We start from the raw sequence: 21,124 nt of genomic DNA, 5'->3' as shown, positions 1-21,124 counted from the left end.
CAGTGCAGCGTATGTTGATTAGCCGGATAGACGTTCGACGAACTGCCGTCGGCCAGATAGAGGCCACCCGGTGAGCGCTGCAGGAGTTGCCGTAGTCCAATCCGGTGAGGCGCAGAACGGCGCCGCCGAAGCCATCCATGTCGAAAACCTGCACAAGAAGTTCGGCCAGCTGCACGTGCTGAAGGGGGTTTCGCTGTCGGCGCGCGACGGCGAGGTGGTCGCCATCATCGGCGGCTCCGGTTCCGGCAAGTCGACGCTCTTACGCTGCATCAACTGCCTGGAGAATCCCACGAGCGGCATCATCCGGGTCAATGGCGAGGAGATCAAGCTCAAGGCCGACAGCCACGGCCACACCGTTCCGGCCGACCGCAGGCAGATCGAGCGCATTCGCTCGAGGCTCGGCATGGTTTTCCAGAATTTCAACCTGTGGAGCCACATGACGCTGATCGAGAATGTCATCGAGGTTCCGGTGCATGTGCTTGGCGTCAAGCGCAGCGAAGCGATCGCCCAGGCCGAGAAGCTGCTCGCCCGCGTCGGGCTGGCGGAAAAGCGCGACGTCTATCCGGCTTTCCTGTCCGGCGGCCAGCAGCAGCGAGCCGCGATCGCCCGCGCGCTGGCGATCAATCCGCGCGTCATGCTGTTCGACGAACCGACTTCCGCGCTCGATCCCGAGCTGGTCGGCGAGGTGCTGAAGGTCATCGGCGATCTGGCGCGCGAGGGACGCACCATGGTGCTGGTGACGCATGAAATGAAGTTCGCCCGCGAGGTCGCGACGCATGTCGTCTATCTCTACAACGGGCTGGTCGAGGAAGAAGGTCCGCCGGAACAGCTGTTCGGCGCGCCCAAATCCGAAAGGCTCAAGCAATTCCTCCGCAATGTCGGCTAGGTGCCGGCATCAAGCGGAGCGAAAAACCGGGAACAACAACAAACTGGGAGTCCTGACATGAAGACTGTTCTCAAGACATTTGCCGCCGCGCTGCTTCTCGGCGTCGCGGCGATGGGCGGAGTGGCCAAGGCCGAGCAGGTCAAGATCGGCGTCGCCGCCGAACCCTACCCGCCCTTCACCTCGCCCGACGCCAGCGGCAAATGGGTGGGCTGGGAGATCGACTTCGTCGACGCCGTCTGCGCCGAAGAGAAACTCGACTGCGTGATCACGCCGGTGGCCTGGGACGGCATCATCCCGGCGCTGACGACCAAGAAGATCGACGCCATCGTCTCTTCCATGTCGATCACCGACGAGCGCAAGAAGACGATCGACTTCTCGGACAAGTACTACAACACCCCGACCGCGATCATCGGGCCGAAGGACCAGAAGTTCGGCGCCACGCCGGACGATCTCAAGGGCAAGGTGATCGGCGTCCAGGTCTCGACCGTGCATGCCGTGTACGCCAAGAAGCATTTCACCGGCGCGCAGGAAATCAAGGAATACCAGACCCAGGATGAAGCCAACCAGGATCTGGCCGCCGGTCGCATCGACGCGGTGCAGGCCGACTCGATCGCGCTCGGCGAATTCCTGAAGTCGGACCAGGGCAAGGCCTGCTGCGACCTGAAGGGCATGGTGGCGCCCGACGACGAAGTGCTTGGCCCAGGTGTCGGCGCCGGTATCCGCAAGGAAGACACCGCGCTCAAGGAAAAGTTCAACGCCGGCATCAAGGCGATCCGCGCCAACGGCAAGTACGACGAGATCTCGAAAAAATATTTCGACTTCGACATCTATGGCGGCGCCACGCAGTCGAACTGAGCCCTCTCGCATATGAGTGAGGGCATGGCGTCCGCGCCATGCCCGATCTTGCCACGCATGCCCGCCGCTGACCTGACCGTCGGCGGCTCGCCAGCAATCCGGGGGCGAAGCTGATCGACGCCTTTCTTCCGGCCTCCGCGGCCGGCATCATGGAACTCCTGTCGCCCGTGGCGCCCGGCTGGGGCGGCACGTTGCTGGTCGGTCTGCTGCATTCGGTCGAGATCGCCATAGGCGCGACCTGCCTCGGCCTCATGATCGGCACCGCCGGCGCGTTCGGCAAGCTCTATGGCGGCCCGGTGACGCGCGATCTGCTCGCGGTCTACACGACGGTCGTGCGCGCCGTGCCGGAACTGGTGCTGATCCTGCTGCTTTATTACGCCGGCACCGACCTCATCAACCAAGTGCTGACGGCGATCGGCTACAGCCGTGTCGACATCAGCGGACTCGCGGCCGGCATTTTCGTGCTGGGTTTCGTCCAGGGCGCCTATTCGACCGAAGTCATCCGCGGCGCCATCCTCGCCATCCCGCAAGGCCAGATCGAGGCCGCCCGCGCCTACGGCATGTCGCCGGGCCTGATGCTGCGACGCATCACTGTGCCGGCCATGCTGCCCTTCGCCATCCCCGGCCTGGCGAACCTGTGGCTCATCGCCACCAAGGACACAGCGCTGCTTGCTGTCGTCGGCTTCTTCGAACTGACGCTGGCGACGCGCCAGGCGGCCGGCGTGACCAAGGCCTACCTTCTTTTCTATCTTGCGGCCGGCGCGCTCTATCTCGCGCTCTCGCTGTTCTCCAACCTGATCATCGGCCGCGTCGAGGCCTGGTCGCGGCGCGGCATGCCCTCCGTCAGAGAGGCGCGCTGATGTCCGCCGAAGCCTCCGCGATCCACATGGCGGCGCGCGCCTCGATCTGGCTCAAGCCGCACCGCATCGTGCTGATCCTGATCGGGCTGGCGCTGGTTCTCTGCGCCGCCGTCTTCATGCGCTGGGACTGGCTGCCGCAATATTGGGAAATGGGCCTGATGGGCATCTGGCGGGCGCTTTGGATCCTCGCCGTCACCTGCGCGCTGGGCTTTGCGCTGGCCGTGCCGCTCGGGCTCGCCCAGGCAGGCGGACCGATCTGGTTCTCGGCGCCGGCGAAGGTCTTCTGCACCATCATCCGGGGAACGCCGCTGCTCCTGCAGCTCTGGCTGCTCTATTACGGCCTCGGCTCGATCTTTCCGCAATATCCATGGATCCGCGAATCGTGGCTTTGGCCGTATCTCAGGCAGGCCTGGCCGTATGGCGTGGTGGCGCTGACCTTCTCATTCGCCGGCTACGAGGGTGAAGTGATGCGCGGCGCATTCGCCGGTGTGCCGCGCGGACAGTTGGAGGCAGCCCGCGCGTTCGGCATGAGCCGCTGGAAAATCTTCCGGCGCATATGGTTGCCGCAGGCCTTCTATCGTGCGCTGCCGACGCTGACCGGCGAGACCGTGCTGCAGTTGAAATCGACCCCGCTGGTGGCGACGATCAGCGTCATCGACATCTTCGCCGTCTCCTCCAAGGTGCGCCAGGACACCTATCTGACCTACGAGCCTTTGCTGCTGCTGGCGCTGATCTATATGACGATCACCGGTATCCTGGTCTTCGTCTTCAGTCGGATCGAGGCACGGATTCCGGTCAAGATCGGATAGTAGGGGAGTAGGGGAGTAGGGGAGTGTTCAGCCACGATCCGCATTCACATTTCCACCCCCAGTCGCTACTCGCTCCATAATTTTCCCCTACTCCCCTACTCCCTTATTCCCCTACTCACTTAGGACGGCCACGATGCAACTCACCCTCGCCCAGGCTACAGGCCTATGCCGGATGGCGGCGCTCGGCGCCGGTGCCAATGAGGAGGCGGCGCAGTCGCTCACCGCCTCGATCATCGCCGCGGAAGCCGAAGGCCTGTCGACGGTGGGGCTGTCGCATTTCATCGACTATCTGGAAGCGCTCGAAGCCGGCCGCATCGACGGCAACGCCGATCCGGCGATCACGCGGCCGGCGCTCGCCGTCTATCTTTCGGATGCGCGCGGCGGACTTGCCCATACCGGCTTCGACCGCACCATCGACGACCTGGTCAAGGCGGCAAAACTGTTCGGCGTCTCGATCTTCTCGCAGAAGAACGCCTACACATGCGGCGCACTCGGCTATTTCACCGGACGGCTGGCCGAACAGGGGCTGGTTTCCTTCGCCGCCACCAACGGACCGGCGGTGCTTGCCGGCTCAGGCTCGGTCAAGCCGGTCTATTGTACCAATCCGATGTCCTTTGCGTCGCCCGCCGCCGACGGGCCGCCGCTGATCATCGATCAGTCGTCGAGCGCGACTGCCTTCGTCAACATCCGCAAGGCGGCCGAGGACGGCAAGAAAATCCCCGAAGGCTGGGCGCTGGATGCCAGCGGCAACCCGACCACCGATCCGGCGGCGGCGATGAAGGGCGCCATGCTTGCCTTTGGCGGCCAGCGCGGCGCCAACATCGCTTTAATGGTCGAGGTGCTGGCCGCGGGCATTTCCGGCGCCAACTGGTCGCTCGACGCGCCCTGGTTCACCGATGGGGCGGAGAGCCCCGGCACCGGCCTTTTCGTTCTGGCCATCGAGCCAAAGCTGCTCGACCCGGATTTCGAGCGGCGCATGAAGGACCAGCTCGACCGGTTGCGGCGGCGCTATGGCGTGCATATACCCGGCCGCTCCCGCGCCGAAGCCGCCGAGAAGGCAAAGGCGCGCGGCATCACCACGTCCAGGGCAGTGGTGCAGCGCATTTCGGAATTCGCCGAGCGTTATTCGGCCTGATTTTCCCTGCGCGATTGAACCTTTTTTAGACGCTGCACGACCCATGTCCGGCACCCCACGCCGCGAGCCGCCGATTGGCTTCGTCAGGCACGCGGCTGGCGGCGCCGCGCCGAGCGTTCAGGCCGGGGCGGGCGTGCTTGCTTCACGCCACCTTGATGCCGTCTCAGGTCAGGCCGCCTCGTTGAACCCTGCTTCGGCGTGGACACTGCCCGGGAAACCCCGCTTCGGCGGGGTTTTCTGCCTTCGTCAACGTGGCAGGAGGGGCGTTCTGGGCAAGTCCAAAAACAACGCGATGGCGACCTCCGGTCGCTCTTTGCCTTTGGCGAGAAACGGATTAAGAAACGGCTTCAGCCAAGCATTGCGCGCGGAGCCAAGTCATGACCGAAATCCTGCAGACCCCCAAGCTCGTCGTCGTCTTCGGCGGCTCGGGCTTCGTCGGTCGCCATGTCGTGCGGGCGCTCGCCAAGCGCGGCTACCGCATCCGGGTCGCCTGCCGGCGGCCCGACCTTGCCGGCCATGTGCAGCCGCTCGGCAATGTCGGCCAGATTCAGCCCGTTCAGGCCAATGTGCGCGTGCGCTGGTCGGTCGACCGCGCCGTGCAAGGCGCCGACCATGTCGTCAACCTGGTCGCCATCCTGCATGAGACCGGCCGCCAGAAATTCGGCGCCGTGCACGATTTCGGCGCGCGCGCCGTCGCCGAGGCCGCACGCTCGGTCGGCGCAGGCCTCACGCAGATCTCGGCGCTCGGCGCCGATCTCAATTCGCCGTCCAACTACGCCCGCACCAAGGCGCTGGGCGAAAAGGCGGTGTTCGAGACGATTGAGGATGCCGTCATCTTCCGGCCGTCGATCAATTTCGGACCGGAGGACCGCTTCTTCAACCGCTTCGCCGGCATGGCGCGCCTATCGCCCGTGCTGCCGCTGATCGGCGGCGGGCAAACGAAATACCAGCCGGTCTATGTCGGCGACGTCGCCGAAGCGATCGCACGCTCGGTCGACGGCAAGGTCAAGGGCGGCGAGATCTACGAGCTCGGCGGCCCGCAGGTGCTGACCTTCAAGGAATGCATGGAAGAGCTGCTCGCGGTCATCGACCGCCGGCGGTTGCTGGTGCCGGTGCCGTGGTGGGTGGCGAACATCCAGGCGTCGATCCTGCAGCTGCTGCCCAATCCGCTCCTGACCAAGGACCAGGTGCTGCAGCTGCGCGAGCACAATGTCGTCTCGGACGAAGCCGTCAGCGCCGCCAGGACGCTTGCCGGCCTCGGCATCCAGCCGCAGGCGATCGCCACCATCCTGCCCAGCTATCTCTGGCGCTTCCGCGCCGCCGGACAGTTCCAGCAGCGCCGGCCGATCGCCGACCGATAGCGAAACTCTAGGCGCGGCGAGAGACCTGCATCGGCAGGCCGCCCTGCGGCTGCGTGGTGAGTTTCTGCACCGGCCAAGGCCGGGTCTGCGATGTCGCGTCGAAGCGGAAGCGCGACAACAGGATCGCCAGGGCGATGATCGCCTCCTGCATGGCGAAGCTTGCGCCGATGCAGACGCGCGGCCCGGCGCCGAAGGGCAGGTACTGGAAGCGGTCGATCCTGTCGCGGTTTTCGGGATGGAAACGCTCCGGCAGGAAGGCGTCCGGCCTGTCCCACAGCTTGCGGTGGCGGTGCACCACCCAAGGCATCACCAGCACGGCGGCGTATTTCGGAATGTATAAGCCGTTCCAGGTCTCCGGTTCGATCGGCTCGCGGTTGATCGAGGGCGCAGGCGGATAGAGCCTGAGCGCCTCCTCGAAAGCGGCGCGGGTGAGCGGCATGGCATCCAGCCACTTGGTCGGATCGGGTTCGCGCGCCAGCACGGCGTCGATCTCCTGCTCGACCTTGTCGCGTTCCCAGGGCGCCCCGGCGAGGCAATAGATCGTCCAGCCCAGCGCCCGCGCGGTCGTCTCATGGCCGGCGCCGATGAAGGTGATGATGTTGTCCTCGACTTCGGCGCGGGTCAGCCCGTCCGGCCCCTCGGCGCGCAGCAGAAGCGTGAGAAAATCCTGCGGCACGCCATCGGGATCGCGCTTCATCCGCTCCTCGCGCATCCTCACCGTGCCGGCGACGATGTTGCGGAAATAGGCCATGGTCTTGCGGCCGCGGATGCGGGTGAAGCGCGGCAGCCATTCCGGCGCGCGCAGCAGGTCGAGCGGATCGACGCGGCCCATCGTCTCGAACAGGCGATCGATCTCCTTGGCGAAGCTGCCGGGCTCGCCGGCGATCTCGCCGGAGAACAGCGTCTCGGCCAGAATGTCATAGGTGAGCAGCGTCATGTCGTGGGCGACATCGGTCGTGCCGCCGGCCTCGTAGCGGGTGACGAACTCCAACGTGTGTCTCAGCATCGGCTCGGCGAAGCCGAAGATGTGGCGCGGCGTGAACACCGGCGCCATCGCCTTGCGCGAGCGCTTCCAGACCTCGCCCTCTGCGGTCAGCAGCCCGTCGCGCAGGATCGGCCGCAGCACCAGCTGGCGCACGGTCGCCATCTTGTAGTTCCTGGCGTTGTCGACCAGCACATGGCGGATGAGGCCCGGATCATTGGCGACCACCAGCGGCCCGCCGACGCCGGTGACCGAAATCCAAGGCTCGTTGTAGGTGTGCTCGCCCCACAATTCGAGCGGATTGCGGTAGATGATGCGCATCATCTACCGCGTCGAAGGCGGCGTTGTGCGCGGCGTCGGCGCCGGCGGCACGAAAGGGGCGGGCTTGGTGTCCATGTAGCATGCTCCGCTGACAGCCGAATGTAGTGCCCGACGAAGCGGGCGTCCATCTGGCCGAGCAGGTCCGCGACCGTACCCGAATGCGGCTCGCGCTCAGCCAGCTTGCCGGTCCGTCGGCTCGGGGTGAATGAAAGGCTTCTCGCCAAGCCGGCAAAATGGCCGCAAACCTTGGAAAACCAGCCGTTTGCGCCTATATCTAGGACATCAAAACGGCGCGATTCGGGGTGACTTTCCCGTGCCGGATCATCGACATCAATCAGACAGGTATTCATGAGCGACCAGACCGAAAGCGCCATTGGCGTGGAAGCCGAGTACGGCGCCGATTCCATCAAGGTTTTGAAGGGGTTGGATGCCGTGCGCAAGCGTCCAGGCATGTATATCGGCGACACCGATGACGGCTCGGGCCTGCATCACATGGTCTATGAGGTGGTGGACAACGCCATCGACGAGGCGCTGGCGGGTCACGCCGACCTCGTCTCGGTGACGCTCAACCCCGACGGTTCCGTCACCGTGATCGACAATGGCCGCGGCATTCCGACCGACATCCACTCCAGCGAGGGTGTTTCGGCGGCCGAAGTGATCATGACGCAGCTGCATGCCGGCGGCAAATTCGACCAGAACTCCTACAAGGTTTCCGGCGGTCTGCACGGCGTCGGCGTCTCGGTGGTCAACGCGCTTTCCGCATGGCTCAAGCTCAAGATCCGCCGCAACGGCGAAATCTTCGAGATGAGCTTCACGCATGGCAATGCCGACGCGCCGTTGAAGGTGACGGGCACATATGAGCAGAACAAACAGCCCGGCACCTACGAGGGCCGCAGCGGCAGCGAGATCACCTTCTTCCCGTCGGCCGAGACCTTCACCATGGTCGAATTCGACTATGGCACTCTGGAACACCGGCTGCGCGAGCTCGCCTTCCTCAATTCCGGCGTGCGCATCGTGCTCACCGACGCGCGTCATGCCGACCTGGTGCGCCACGAGCTGCATTACGACGGCGGCCTGGAAGAGTTCGTCAAATATCTCGACCGGGTCAAGAAGCCGCTGATCGAAACGCCGATCGCCATCCGCGCCGAGCGCGACGGCATCACCGTGGAAGTCGCGATGTGGTGGAACGACAGCTACCACGAGAACGTGCTGGCCTTCACCAACAACATCCCGCAACGCGACGGCGGCACGCACCTGGCGGGCTTCCGCGCGGCGCTGACCAGGCAGATCACCGGCTATGGCGAATCGTCCGGCCAGACCAAGAAGGAAAAAGTCTCGCTGACCGGCGACGACTGCCGCGAGGGTCTGACCGCGGTGCTCTCGGTCAAGGTGCCGGATCCGAAATTCTCCTCGCAGACCAAGGACAAGCTGGTTTCGTCCGAGGTCCGACCGGTGGTGGAGAGCCTGGTCAACGAGGCGCTGGGCACCTGGCTGGAAGAGCATCCGAGCGAAGGCAGGGTGGTGGTCGAGAAGGTGATCCAGGCGGCGGCCGCGCGCGAGGCCGCGCGCAAGGCGCGCGACATCACCCGCAAGAGCTCGCTCGGCGTCACCTCGCTGCCCGGCAAGCTCGCCGACTGCCAGGAGCGCGATCCGGCGAAGTCGGAAATCTTCATCGTCGAGGGCGACTCGGCCGGCGGCTCGGCCAAGGGCGGGCGCTCGCGCCAGAACCAGGCGATCCTGCCGCTGCGCGGCAAGATCCTCAATGTCGAACGGGCGCGCTTCGACCGCATGCTCTCTTCCGACATGATCGGCACGCTGATCACCGCGCTCGGCACCTCGATCGGCAAGGACGAGTTCAACGCCGACAAGCTGCGCTACCACAAGATCATCCTGATGACGGACGCCGACGTCGACGGCGCCCACATCCGCACGCTGTTGCTCACCTTCTTCTTCCGGCAGATGCCGGAGCTGATCGAGCGCGGCCATCTCTACATCGCCCAGCCGCCGCTCTACAAAGTGACGCGGGGCAAGAGCTCGCAATATCTCAAGGACGAAAGCGCCTATGAGGAATATCTGATCGGGTCCGGACTGGATGAGGCCTCGCTGGTGCTGGCCTCCGGCGAGGTACGGACAGGACAGGACCTGCGCGCCTCGGTCGACGACGCGCTTTCGGTGCGCCAGCTGATCAACGGGCTGCACACGCGCTATAACCGCAGCGTCGTCGAGCAGGCGGCGATCGCCGGCGCGCTCAATCCCGACGTGCTTGCCGATCTCGGCCGCGCCAACGCAATGGCCGAGCGCGTCGCCGGGCGGCTCGACATGATCGCCGAGGAGACCGAGCGCGGCTGGACCGGCAGGCTGTCGACCTCCAATGACGGTTCGGGCGGCTATGTGTTCGAGCGCACCGTGCGCGGCGTGAAGGATGTGGTCCAGCTCGACGCCGGGCTGATCAATTCGGCCGATGCGCGCCAGCTCGACCGCTACGCAGCGCGCCTGGCGGAAGTCTATGGCGAGCAGCCTGCCTTGCGTCGGAAAGAGACCTCGGAACTCCTCTCGGGGCCGCTGGCGCTGCTCAACGCAGTGTTCGCTTCAGGTCGCAAGGGCCTCACCATGCAGCGCTACAAGGGCCTCGGCGAGATGAATGCCGAGCAGCTTTGGGAAACCACGCTGGACCCGAATGTGCGCTCGCTGCTGCAGGTCAAGGTCAACGACGCGACCGACGCGGATTCGCTGTTCTCGCGGCTGATGGGCGACGAGGTGGAACCACGCCGCGAGTTCATCCAGGACAATGCGCTGTCGGTGGCCAATCTGGATATTTGAGCGCGCCTTTACAGGTTCAAAGAGAAAGGCCCGGCAGCTGTCGGACCTTTCTTTTTGATGCCTGCCATGAGGCTCAGTGATCAAACGCCTTGACGATTTCCTCGGTCATCTTCTTGGCGTCGCCCAAGAGCATCATGGTGCCGTCCTTGTAGAACAGCGTGTTGTCGATGCCGGCATAGCCGGAACCGAGCGAGCGCTTGACGAACAGGCAGGTGCGCGCCTTGTCGACGTCGAGGATCGGCATGCCGTAGATCGGCGAGGACTTGTCGTCGCGCGCGGACGGGTTGGTGACGTCGTTGGCGCCGATGACATAGGCGACGTCGGCCTGCGCGAATTCGGAGTTGATGTCCTCCAGCTCGAACACTTCGTCATAGGGCACGTTGGCTTCGGCTAGAAGCACGTTCATGTGGCCGGGCATGCGGCCGGCGACCGGATGGATGGCGTATTTGACCTCGACGCCGGCGGCCTTGAGCTTGTCGGCCATCTCGCGCAGCGCGTGCTGCGCCTGGGCGACCGCCATGCCGTAACCGGGCACGATGATGACTTTCTGGGCGTTCATCATCAGATAGGCGGCGTCGTCGGCCGAGCCCTGCTTGACGGTGCGCTCGATGCCGTCGTCGGCGGCTTGAGCGGTCTCGCCGCCGAAGCCGCCGAGGATGACGGAGATGAAGCTCCGGTTCATGCCCTTGCACATGATGTAGGACAGGATGGCGCCCGACGAGCCCACCAGCGCGCCGGTGATGATCAGCGCCAGATTGCCGAGGGTGAAGCCGAGAGCCGCCGCCGCCCAGCCGGAATAGGAATTCAGCATCGACACCACGACCGGCATGTCGGCGCCGCCGATCGGGATGATCAAGAGCACGCCGAGCACCAGCGAGGCGGCGACGATCAGCCAGAAGACGAGCTTGGATTCGGTGGTGACGAGCAGCACGATCAGCACCACCAGCGCGATACCGAGCGCGATGTTGATCAGGTGGCGGCCGCCGATCATGATCGGCTTTCCGGACATGCGGCCGTCGAGCTTCAGGAAGGCGATGACCGAGCCGGTGAAGGTGATGGCGCCGATGGCGACGCCCAGGCTCATCTCGACAAGCGCTTGGGCGTGGATGTCGCCCGCCGTGCCGATGCCAAAACTTTCCGGCGCGTAGATGGCAGCAGCCGCCACCATGACGGCGGCGAAGCCGACGAGGCTGTGGAAGGCGGCGACCAGCTGCGGCATCGAGGTCATGGCGATGCGGCGCGCGGTAACCGCGCCGATGCCGCCGCCAATGGCGAGACCGAGCACGATAAGGCCGAAGCGGCCGGCCGAAGGCAGCGCCAGCGCCAGCGTTGTGGCTATGGCGATGCCCATGCCGATCATGCCGTAAAGATTGCCCTGGCGGCTGGTGGTCGGGTGCGACAGGCCGCGCAGCGCCAGGATGAACAGGATGCCGGAGACAAGATAGAGGAAGGAAGCGAAGTTGGCGTTCACGTCACTTTTCCTTCTTCTTGTACATGGCGAGCATGCGCTGGGTGACGAGGAAGCCGCCGAAGATATTGACCGAGACCAGCACCAGCGCGACGAAGCCGAAGCCCGCGGCCAGGCCGGAAGCGGCGATGCCGACGGCAAGCAGCGCGCCGACGACGATGACCGAGGAGATGGCGTTGGTGACGGCCATCAGTGGCGTGTGCAGCGCCGGCGTCACCGACCAGACGACATAATAGCCGACGAAGATCGCCAACACGAAGATGGCGAAACGGAAGACGAAGGGATCGATGGCGCCGCCCGACAGCGCATGCGCGGCGTTGCCGGCAGCCTCGCCGGCCGGCGCGTTGGCGAGATCCTGCACCGCAAGGCGGACGGCGGCGGTCGCCTGATCGAGCTGGTCGAGGGCTTTCTGCAGCTGTTCCATCAGGCGGTCCCTTCAGACTTGGACGAGGGCGACTTGGCTGCGGCGGGTTTCTTCGTCGCGGCCTTCTTTGCGGCAGGTTTTGGCGATGCGTCAGCGACCATGATCGTCGCGGGAATGGCCGCCGGCTCGGTGCGCGGCGCCTCGGCCGCCTTGGCGAAGGCAGGATGCACGACCTTGCCGCCATCGGTCAGCATCGTCGCCTTGACCAACTCGTCGTCGCGCTTGATGGCGAGCTGTTTCGCCGCCTTGTCGACCATCGTCTCGAGGAAGGCGTAGAGGTTCTTGGCGTAGAGCAGCGAGGCGGACGCAGCAACACGACCGGGCACGTTGAGATGGCCGACGATCTTGACGCCGTTTTCCGTCGTCACGACCTTGCCGGGCGCCGCACCTTCGACATTGCCGCCGCGCTCGACCGCGAGGTCGACGATCACCGAGCCGGGCTTCATCGAAGCAACCATGGCGGCCGAGATGAGCTTCGGCGCCGGCCGGCCGGGGATCAGCGCGGTGGTGATGACGATGTCCTGCTTGGCGATGTGCTCAGCCGTCAGCGCCGCCTGCTTGGCTTGGTATTCCTTCGACATTTCCTTGGCGTAGCCGCCGGCCGTCTCGGCCGCCTTGAACTCCTCGTCCTCGACCGCCAGGAACTTGGCGCCGAGCGATTGCACCTGCTCCTTCACCGCTGGACGTACGTCTGTAGCGGTGACGATGGCGCCCAGCCGACGCGCGGTGGCGATGGCCTGCAGGCCGGCGACGCCGACGCCCATGACGAAGGCTTTCGCCGCCGGCACTGTGCCCGCCGCCGTCATCATCATCGGCAGCGCGCGGTCATATTCGGCGGCCGCGTCGATCACCGCCTGGTAGCCGGCGAGGTTGGCCTGCGAGGAAAGCACGTCCATCGACTGCGCGCGGGTGATGCGCGGCATGAACTCCATCGAAAAAGCGGTGATGCCGGCCTTGGCCATCGCGGCGACAGCGGCATCGTTGCCGTAAGGATCCATGATGGCGATGACGGCGGCGCCCGGCTTGTAGCCCTTGAGCTCAGCGTCCGTCGGCCGGCGCACTTTCAGCACCACATCGGCCTTTTTGGCGTCGGCCGCCGTTCCGAGCGTGCCGCCGGCAGCAGTGAAATCCTGGTCGGGAATGCGGGAGCCGAGGCCGGCACCCTTCTCGACGATCACGTCGAAGCCGAGACCCGCCAGGCGCTTGACCGTCTCCGGCGAGGCCGCGACGCGCGGCTCGTTCGGGTCAATCTCGCGAGGGATGAATACGATTTGTCCCACCGGATGATCCTTTCGGCTGGAACCTTGACTGCGCAAGGCGTCGGCCGGACGTCCGGCGACGTCGAGGGCAATGGGCTTGGGAAGTCTACCGCAGAATGAGAGTGCCGACGGCCACAATCAGGATGAACAGGATGGTCGCCGAGAAGAAGCCGCCGACGAAGAAGCCGAAGGCCATTGCAATAAGGATGGCGGCACAGAACAGCGAGCCGTATTTGGCAAGACCTAGGAAGCCTTTGTAGGTACGGTCGTGCTCGGCATAGTCCATCTGCGCGCCCAGCTCGACAGGACCGGTCGGCGTGTGATCAGCCATGGAAGTACCCCTTCGAAAATGCCTTCGAGGCACATAGCGAAAAGCCGAACCAAGAGCAATGGCGCTATTGCCGCACAGTCCGCGACAACTGCCTCAAACGAAAGTTGAAATCGAATGCCGCGCTATGTCGCCGCGGCCGGCGCGGGATTTCAGCCCGCGAGGTGGGGGAAAAGGCCGAGCAGGCCGACAACGATCAGGTAAAGCGCGACGATGTAGTTGAGGAGCCGAGGCATCACCAGGATCAGCACGCCGGCGATCAGCGAGATCAGCGGCGTCAGCGCGAGCGAGTGGATGGTCATGCGGGATCCTTTCCTATGACAGGCGCGATCGCCTGGGCAGACCGGGCTGCGACGTTGATAACGGCGCAGCCGGTGAAAGGTTCATGGCCTGCGTTCAGGCCGCAGTGCGATAGTATTTCGCCGTCGGCAGAATGGTGAGGGGCGTCAGCCGGTTGATGGCCGGATTGCCGAACATCATCCGCTGCTCCATCGGCGTCGAATTGTAGAACGGGAACCGTTCGAGCGTGCGGCGCATATTCTCGCCGGCAGGGATTTCGAACAGCGCGATCGGAGCGAGAACGCCCGGGAACTGCTTGGCTTCGCTCCTCTGCACGGCATTGAAGAACCGGGCATAGAAATGAGAATGCTCGACCTTGACCGGGGTCAAAACCGAGTCCTGGCCAAAGTAGTTGGAGGCCACCATGGCGATCCTGAGCGTCAGGAAAGGCAGAACGCCAGGCGCCGGCGCGGCATCGGGATCGGTTGCGAAGCGGGTGCCGTCGATGAAGGTTTCCCCCCGAGCGAGGCGCGGGAGCAACACTTCCGGATAGGCGTCCACCGAAGGCGAGTATGGCTGTTCACTGGAAATATAGTGAAAGCGCAATGTGCTGACCAATTCGCCGTAACAATAGACGCCGAAGCGGTAGGAATTGGGAAGATTATCCCAGCGATCCTCGAACATCCCGCTGGCGATCGGACCGCACATGCCTGATTTGAGGTAGGACTGATAGCGCAGCCGGTAGATCGCTTCCAGATCCTCGCCCCCGGTGATGAGGCGATATTCGACATGCTCCAGGAGCTGCATCATCGTTCGGTTGAGCAGGGAGTCAGCCTTTGAGCTGGCGCCAGCCGACGCGTCCTTAGCCGCAGCTTCCATTATTGTCCGTCCTCGAATTCCGCCTGTGAACAAGCTATTCGAGTTGAAATGAGACACAAGCTGAAAATGCAAGATCGCTGATTTACCGTCTGTTAACCTTAATAGCTGCGATCGCTTCATCGATCTTGCACGCGAAAGGCAAATACCGCAGCCAGCAGCTGTCTGATCCGACCTGACGGCGGCCATCAAGGTAAATCCGGATTCAGAGCTTGGAAGCGTCAGACATCACAGAATTATACTACGCCGGAGCGGCTATCGTTTCAGGAGACGCATATCAGCTCCGGCGTAGCAAACCGGTCTCCATTTCTTCTGGAATTGCTTTCCATTTCAGTGCAATTCCAGACGGAAGACCACCTCGCACTTTTCCTGGAATTGTTCTTTGCTTGACGCAATTCCAGACGGAAAACCGCTTCGCACTTTTCCTGGAATTGCTTCTTAGCTGGCTGTCCTTTTGCCGGCGATGTGCAGATCCGCGGCAAACGGCCATGTGACGCTCGACATCGTCTCGATGCCCGACGCGCTGAGCGCGGCGCCGAAGAGAAAGCCCTGCACGAAGTCCGGCTTGACCAAATGAACTAGCGTCTTCAGCTGCTCGAAGGTCTCGACCCCTTCGATGGTGACCGAAAGACCCAACGTCCGGGACAAGCTGACGATGCCCTTCAGAAGATCGAGCGACTGCCGGTTCTGGTTCACATCGACCAGGAACGAGCGATCGATCTTGATCTTGTCGAGCGGCAGCTTGTGGAGATAGCTCAGACTGGAGTAGCCGGTGCCGAAATCGTCAAGCGCGATGCGCGCGCCGAGCGCCTTCAGTTCCTCGATCGACTCGCGCGTCAGCGACTTGTCGTCCAGCAATGCGGTCTCGGTGACCTCGATTTCGAGCCGATGCGCCGCAAGGCCCGACTTGGCCAAGGCGTCGCTGACCTTCTGGACGATATCGCGATTGCGGAAGTCCTTGGCCGATAGATTGACCGACACACTGGTCTGCGCCGGCCATTTGGCGCATTCGGCGCACGCGGCCTCCAGCACGAAAGTGCTGATGTCGGAAACGATGCCCATCTCCTCGGCGAGCGGGATGAAGACGCTGGGTGAGATCGGGCCGAGGTCGGGATGATCCCAGCGGCAGAGCGCTTCGCAGCTGGCGATGCGCATGGTGCTGACAGCCACGATCGGCTGGTAGACGACGCGCAATTCCCTGGCCTGCACGGCATTGCGCAGGTCGGCTTTCATCAGCTGGCGATTGCGGAAGGCCGCATCCATGGCCGCCTCGAACAGCCGCCAGCTGTTCTTGCCGAGTTCCTTGGCCTTGTAGAGGGCAAGGTCCGCCTTGACGATCATGGCGTCCGCATCGGTGTCCTTGACCCTGGAAAGCACCGCGCCGCCGCTGGTCTGGATGCGCAACCCGTGGCCGGCGACGTCCACCTCGCCCTGCAGGTCCGCGAAAATCTGGTCGAGCAGGGTGCTGAGATGGCTCTCGTCCTCGACACGGTCGAAGAAGATCATGAACTCGTCGCCGCCGAAGCGGCTGACGGTGATGCCCGGTCCGGCGACCGCCGCGAGGCGCTCGGCTACGGCATAGATCAGCCCGTCGCCGACCGGATGGCCGAGCGTGTCGTTGACGCTCTTGAAGTCGTCGAGATCGAGCACCGCGAGGCCGCACAGCCGGTCCTGGTCGCCGGAGGCCATCGCCTCGCCGACCAGCTCGTGGAAATAGGCGCGGTTCGGCAGCCCGGTCAAATTGTCGTAGCGCGCCATGAAGCGTATCTTTTCCTCCGCCTCGACGCGGGCCGTCACGTCCTCGAAGGTGATGACGCCCAGTTCCTGGCTGCCTTCGCGAGCGGAGAATTCATAGTGCTGGCCATTGGCCAGCGAAACGAGCACCTTGCGGTCGCGGCCTTCGCGCAAGGCACGCGTCAGCTGCGCCTCGATGTAGCGGCAGTCTTTCGGCGCCAGCATGCCGCCGGCGACGCCGCGCATCAAAAGACCGTGGATCGAGCGTCCAAGCAAGGCATCGCCCGATTTCAGCGACATCAGGTGGGCGGCTTCGGCATTGGCCACCACGACACGCCCGTCGGGTCCCAGCATGACCAGGCCATGCGACATGGTGTTGAGCGCGCGATCGAACCGGCGCGTCAGATTCCTGGCCTGCTTGTGGCCGATGACGGCGGAGAAGAGCACGTTGCGGACATGGTCGGCGCTGTTGATGGTGATGAATGTCAGCGGGATGATCATCAGGCCGAGCAGGACCGACGGGAAATCCATGCGCAGCAGAAGCCCGAGCGCCGCCGGTCCAATGAACGTCACGGAGAAAATCCGCACCATCTGCGGGGAGCCGTAGTTGCGGCCGACAACCGTGACCAGGGTCGCGATCGTCAGCGACGTCGCGGCCAGCTCGGCAAAGGGATCGGGGTAAACGTAGATCGATATGAAGCACAGCGAACCCAGGCCCAGGCCCTGCAGGCTGCCCTTGAGGATATAAATGCGCTCCCACCGCTTGGCCTCTTCGACATTCGCTATAGTGCCACCCGCCTTCAGAAAGGCGCGAATGCCGAAGTAACGGAAAAGGCTGATGGAGAGCAGGCCGAAAGAAAAGCCCACAAAAAGCGGATTGTGCGTCCGCCAATAGATCATGAATCCGAGAATCCAGTAGCAAACGCCACCGATCACCAGCATGTGGGCGTTGTCGAACAACGACCGCACAAACTGTATGTAAACATCCGCCGGGATGTTCTCGGTCTTTGTTCTACCCATGCCGTTGGCCCAACACTACGCCTTTGTCATGACACACCTGCCTTAAGAAAGGCTTAGAACGGCGCCCGGCCACGGTTGCACGGAGTTGCGACACGCGGGAGAGACTGGGAAATTCAGGGGTTTGGCGCGGCGTCAACGCGCCGGCGCGATCATTCCGCCGCCCGAAGCGCAGGCTCGGCGGGGGCTTGCTTCAAACGCTCGACCAAGCGCGAGCGCTCGCCCGCCGCCTTGTCGGCGCTGGCCTGCCGGACATGGCCGTAGCCGCGGATAAGCGCCGGCACGGAGGCCAGAGCTGTCGCAGCTTCCACCCTGCCCGGCGCCAGCGCGCCCGCGATCAGGTCGAGGTCGGCCTCGTATGCTCTCAGCGACTGCCGCTCGATGCGCCGCTCGGCCGTGTAGCCGAAAAGGTCGAAGGCGGTTCCACGCAGGCCCTTCATCGCCGCCAGCAGCCGAAAGCCTTTCATCATCCACGGGCCGAAGCTCGATTTGCGGGGCTTGCCGTCATTGCCGCGCCGCCCGAGGATCGGCGGCGCGAGATGGAACTCGAGCTTGTCGTAGCTCTGGAACTGCTTGGCGAGGTCGGCGGCGAAAGTGCCGTCGGTGTAAAGCCGCGCCACCTCATATTCGTCCTTGATCGCCATCAGCTTGAAGAGGTTCCTGGCGACGGCCTCGGTCACCGCGGTCGAGCCTGGCACGGCCTTGGCCTCGGCTGCGCGCAACTTTGCCACGCGGTCGGAGTAACGCTTGGCATAGGCGGCGTTCTGATAGGCGGTAAGGAAGGCGACACGGCGGGCGATGACATCGTCCAGCGTCTCGGCAGGTCGGGAAGCCGGCTTGCCCGTCTGGCCGACCAGGCCGCGCACGAAATCGGGCTGATGCGCGGCGCGGCGGCCCCAGCGGAAAGCCGCGATGTTCATCGGCACCGCTTCGCCGTTCAATTCTATCGCCTTTTCAACGGCTTCGGCGGAAAGCGGCAGCCCGCCGTGCTGGAAGGCGAAGCCGAGCATGAACATGTTGGCGCCCAGCGAATTGCCGAACAAGGCCGTCGCCGTGCGGGTGGCGTCGAAGAAATGCGCCTTGTCGTCGCCGGCAGCCGCCCGGATCGCCTTCTTCAGCCGCTCGATCGGCAGCGAGAAGTCGGCCGACCGGGTGAATTCGCCGGGCATGATCTCGGCGGTGTTGGCGAGGAAGATCGTGTGGCCCTCGCGCACCGCGCCCAGCACCTTCTTGGCGCCGGAGACGACAAGATCGCAGCCGAGCACAAGGTCGGCCTTGCCGGCCGAAACGCGGATGGCGTGGATGTCCTCGGGCGTCGGGGCGATGCGGACATGGGTGAAGACCGAGCCGCCCTTCTGGGCGAGGCCGGCCATGTCGATCATGCCGCAGCCCTTGCCTTCGAGATGCGCGGCCATGCCGAGCACCGCGCCGACGGTGACGACGCCGGTGCCGCCGACCCCGTCGATGATCGCCGCCCAGCCCTGGGTGTCCATGTGGAATTCAGCCGGCGCGGGCACGCCGTCGAGAGGATCGGCCTTGCCGGCAATGCCTTCGGCCTTCCTGATCTTGCCGCCATGCACGGTGACGAAGGACGGGCAAAAGCCGTTGAGGCAGGAGAAATCCTTGTTGCAGCTCGACTGGTCGATCCGGCGCTTGCGGCCGTATTCGGTCTCGACCGGCTGGATCGAGACGCAGTTCGACTGCACGCCGCAATCGCCGCAGCCTTCGCAGACCAGTTCGTTGATAAAGACGCGCTTGTCCGGATCGGGGAAGGTGCCGCGCTTGCGGCGCCGGCGTTTCTCGGCGGCGCAGGTCTGATCGTAGATGAGAACGGAAACGCCTTTGAGCCCACGCAACTCGCGCTGGACGAGATCGAGGTCGTCACGGTGATGGATGCTGACGCCGGCCGGGAAATCGGCCTTGCCGGCATATTTGTCGGGCTCGTCGGTGACGACGGCGATGCGCTCGACACCCTCGGCGCGCACTTGTCTCGCGACCATGTCGACAGTCAGGCCGCCCTCATGCGGCTGGCCTCCGGTCATGGCGACGGCGTCGTTGTAGAGTATCTTGTAGGTGATGTTGGCGCCGGAGGAGAGCGCGAAGCGGATCGCCAGCACGCCGGAATGGTTGTAGGTGCCGTCGCCCAGATTCTGGAAGATGTGGTCGCGCTTCGAGAACGGCGCCTGTCCGACCCATTGCGCGCCCTCGCCGCCCATGGCGGTGAAGCCGACCGTATTCCTGTCCATCCACAGCGCCATGAAATGACAGCCGATGCCGGCGGCGGCGATCGAGCCGTCCGGAACCTTGGTCGAGGAATTGTGCGGGCAGCCGGAGCAGAAGAAAGGCGTGCGCGAGCCGATATCGACGGTGTCGGCGAGCATCGCCTGGAACTGGCGCAGCTTCGCCAGCCGCGCTGCGATCTCTTCCGACGGACCGATGGTGCGCAGAATTCGTTCGCCGAGCGCGATGGCGATCTCGTTCGGATCGAGCGCGCCCTTGGCCGGAAACAGCCAGTCGCCGCGCTCGTCCTTCTTGCCGACGATCACCGGCTGCGTGGCGGTGCCGTAGAGGTTCTCGCGCAGCTGCACCTCGATCAAAGAGCGCTTTTCCTCGACGACGACGATAGTGTCGAGGCCGCGGGCGAACTCGGCGATGTGCTGGAAATCGAGCGGCCACGGGCAGCCGACCTTGAACAGGCGGATGCCGATGCGGTTGGCGGCCTGTTCGTCGATGCCGATATCCTCCAGCGCCTGGCTGACATCGAGATAGCTCTTGCCGATGGTGATGACGCCGAGCTTGGGGTTGCGGCCGCCGGAATAGACGATGCGGTTGAGACTATTGGCCTGGATGAAGGCGGAAGCGGCGGCGCGCTTGTACTCGTGCAGCCGCTCTTCCTGGCCGAGCATGTCGATCTCGTGGCGGATGTTGAGGCCGCCCGGCGGCATGTCGAATTCGGGAATGACGATGCCCAGACGCTCGATCGAGGCGTCGACCGAGGCCGTCGATTCGATGTTGTCCTTGACGCATTTGATCGCCGCCCAGGTGCCGGCGAAGCGCGACATGGCAAAGCCGTAGAGACCGTAGTCGATGATCTCCTGGACGCCGGCCGGGTTGAGGATCGGCACCATGGTGTCGACGAACAGAAATTCGGTGGCATGCGCGTTGGTCGAGGATTCGGCCATGTGGTCATCGCCCATCAGGGCAAGCACGCCGCCATGCTTGGACGAGCCGGCAAGATTGGCGTGGCGGAAGACGTCGCCGGAACGGTCGACGCCCGGCCCCTTGCCGTACCAGACCGAAAAGACGCCGTCATGCGTGCCCTCGCCTAGCAATTCGGTCTGCTGAGAACCCCAGCAGGCGGTGGCGGCGAGTTCCTCGTTGAGGCCGGGCTGGAAGACGATGTCGGCAGCCGCAAGCTGCTTCTTGGCCCGCCAGAGCTGCATGTCGAGGCCGCCCAAAGGCGAGCCGCGATAGCCGGAGACGAAGCCCGCCGTGTTGAGGCCCGCGCGGCGGTCGCGCTCGCGCTGCATCAGAAGCATGCGCACGACCGCCTGCGCGCCGGACAGGAAGACGCGCTCCTTGCCAAGGTCGAACTTGTCGTCGAGCGCGACGTCGTGCAGCGTCATCAGGTATTTCCTCTGCGGAGGCGGCGCAAATCAGGCAGCCAACGTCGGAGTGGGACGCCGCAGTCTTTCTTCCCTTGGCGGAGA

The 21,124-nt window shown here is 64.4% G+C and carries 15 protein-coding genes and 1 pseudogene; 7 read left to right on the top strand and 9 right to left on the bottom strand.

Features of this window, described 5'->3' with window-relative positions:
* Nucleotides 1–70: 70 nt before the first annotated feature.
* The 6 genes from FJW05_RS05190 (at nucleotide 71) to FJW05_RS05165 (ending at nucleotide 5,906) form a co-directional block, all read left to right on the top strand.
* Nucleotides 71–886 carry an ABC transporter ATP-binding protein gene (locus FJW05_RS05190; RefSeq protein ID WP_140546721.1) on the top strand — a complete coding sequence of 272 codons (816 nt, stop codon included), beginning with the start codon at nucleotides 71–73 and terminating at the stop codon, nucleotides 884–886.
* A gap of 57 nt (nucleotides 887–943) precedes the next feature.
* The gene (locus tag FJW05_RS05185; RefSeq protein WP_140546720.1) at nucleotides 944–1,741 is read left to right on the top strand and encodes a transporter substrate-binding domain-containing protein; all 798 of its coding nucleotides are present in this window, start codon (nucleotides 944–946) and stop codon (nucleotides 1,739–1,741) included.
* Between the two features lie 149 nt (nucleotides 1,742–1,890).
* Entirely contained in the window at nucleotides 1,891–2,601 is a 711-nt protein-coding gene (locus FJW05_RS05180) for an ABC transporter permease subunit (RefSeq protein ID WP_181164852.1), read from the top strand.
* Nucleotides 2,601–3,410 carry an ABC transporter permease gene (locus FJW05_RS05175; RefSeq protein WP_140546718.1) on the top strand — a complete coding sequence of 270 codons (810 nt, stop codon included), beginning with the start codon at nucleotides 2,601–2,603 and terminating at the stop codon, nucleotides 3,408–3,410. Before FJW05_RS05180 ends, FJW05_RS05175 begins: the two co-directional genes overlap by 1 nt.
* A 133-nt stretch (nucleotides 3,411–3,543) precedes the next feature.
* Nucleotides 3,544–4,545, top strand: a complete 1,002-nt coding sequence (locus FJW05_RS05170) for an Ldh family oxidoreductase (protein ID WP_140628766.1) — start codon at nucleotides 3,544–3,546, stop codon at nucleotides 4,543–4,545.
* A 377-nt stretch (nucleotides 4,546–4,922) separates the two neighbouring features.
* A complete protein-coding gene (locus FJW05_RS05165) occupies nucleotides 4,923–5,906 on the top strand; it encodes a complex I NDUFA9 subunit family protein (protein ID WP_140628763.1) in 984 nt (327 codons plus the stop codon).
* Between the two features lie 7 nt (nucleotides 5,907–5,913).
* Here the strand turns inward: FJW05_RS05165 and FJW05_RS05160 are convergent.
* Nucleotides 5,914–7,284: pseudogene (locus FJW05_RS05160) on the bottom strand (cytochrome P450).
* Between the two features lie 273 nt (nucleotides 7,285–7,557).
* Here FJW05_RS05160 and gyrB point away from each other — a divergent pair.
* Complete coding sequence (gyrB, locus tag FJW05_RS05155; RefSeq protein WP_140628760.1) at nucleotides 7,558–10,029, top strand: DNA topoisomerase (ATP-hydrolyzing) subunit B; 2,472 nt, start codon at nucleotides 7,558–7,560, stop codon at nucleotides 10,027–10,029.
* Between the two features lie 73 nt (nucleotides 10,030–10,102).
* Here the strand turns inward: gyrB and FJW05_RS05150 are convergent, their stop codons facing one another.
* The 8 genes from FJW05_RS05150 to FJW05_RS05115 all read right to left on the bottom strand — a co-directional run bounded on the left by FJW05_RS05150 (nucleotide 10,103) and on the right by FJW05_RS05115 (nucleotide 21,040).
* Nucleotides 10,103–11,500: an NAD(P)(+) transhydrogenase (Re/Si-specific) subunit beta gene (locus FJW05_RS05150; protein ID WP_140628757.1), complete on the bottom strand. Its 1,398-nt coding sequence runs from the start codon at nucleotides 11,498–11,500 to the stop codon at nucleotides 10,103–10,105.
* Between the two features lies 1 nt (nucleotide 11,501).
* Nucleotides 11,502–11,921 (bottom strand): NAD(P) transhydrogenase subunit alpha, encoded by a 420-nt coding sequence (locus FJW05_RS05145; RefSeq protein ID WP_140545871.1) that lies wholly within the window; start codon nucleotides 11,919–11,921, stop codon nucleotides 11,502–11,504.
* Complete coding sequence (locus FJW05_RS05140; RefSeq protein WP_140628754.1) at nucleotides 11,921–13,201, bottom strand: Re/Si-specific NAD(P)(+) transhydrogenase subunit alpha; 1,281 nt, start codon at nucleotides 13,199–13,201, stop codon at nucleotides 11,921–11,923. The genes FJW05_RS05145 and FJW05_RS05140 overlap by 1 nt, the downstream gene beginning before the upstream one ends.
* Nucleotides 13,202–13,286: 85 nt before the next feature.
* Nucleotides 13,287–13,511, bottom strand: coding sequence for an aa3-type cytochrome c oxidase subunit IV (locus tag FJW05_RS05135; protein ID WP_140628751.1), 225 nt, complete (start codon nucleotides 13,509–13,511; stop codon nucleotides 13,287–13,289).
* 149 nt (nucleotides 13,512–13,660) lie between these two features.
* Nucleotides 13,661–13,810, bottom strand: a complete 150-nt coding sequence (locus tag FJW05_RS05130; protein ID WP_023729728.1) for a DUF3096 domain-containing protein — start codon at nucleotides 13,808–13,810, stop codon at nucleotides 13,661–13,663.
* Nucleotides 13,811–13,904: 94 nt separating this feature from the next.
* Nucleotides 13,905–14,852: a hypothetical protein gene (locus FJW05_RS05125; RefSeq protein WP_246673218.1), complete on the bottom strand. Its 948-nt coding sequence runs from the start codon at nucleotides 14,850–14,852 to the stop codon at nucleotides 13,905–13,907.
* A gap of 249 nt (nucleotides 14,853–15,101) precedes the next feature.
* Nucleotides 15,102–17,417 carry an EAL domain-containing protein gene (locus FJW05_RS05120; protein ID WP_140545868.1) on the bottom strand — a complete coding sequence of 772 codons (2,316 nt, stop codon included), beginning with the start codon at nucleotides 17,415–17,417 and terminating at the stop codon, nucleotides 15,102–15,104.
* A gap of 149 nt (nucleotides 17,418–17,566) precedes the next feature.
* Entirely contained in the window at nucleotides 17,567–21,040 is a 3,474-nt protein-coding gene (locus FJW05_RS05115; protein ID WP_140628748.1) for an indolepyruvate ferredoxin oxidoreductase family protein, read from the bottom strand.
* Nucleotides 21,041–21,124 lie beyond the last annotated feature (84 nt).

Origin of the sequence: Mesorhizobium sp. B2-9-1 (assembly GCF_006439455.1) — a bacterium.
Taxonomy (GTDB): Bacteria; Pseudomonadota; Alphaproteobacteria; order Rhizobiales; family Rhizobiaceae; genus Mesorhizobium.
Note: the sequence above shows the minus strand (reverse complement) of the source record. Positions and strands in the feature narration are given on the sequence as shown.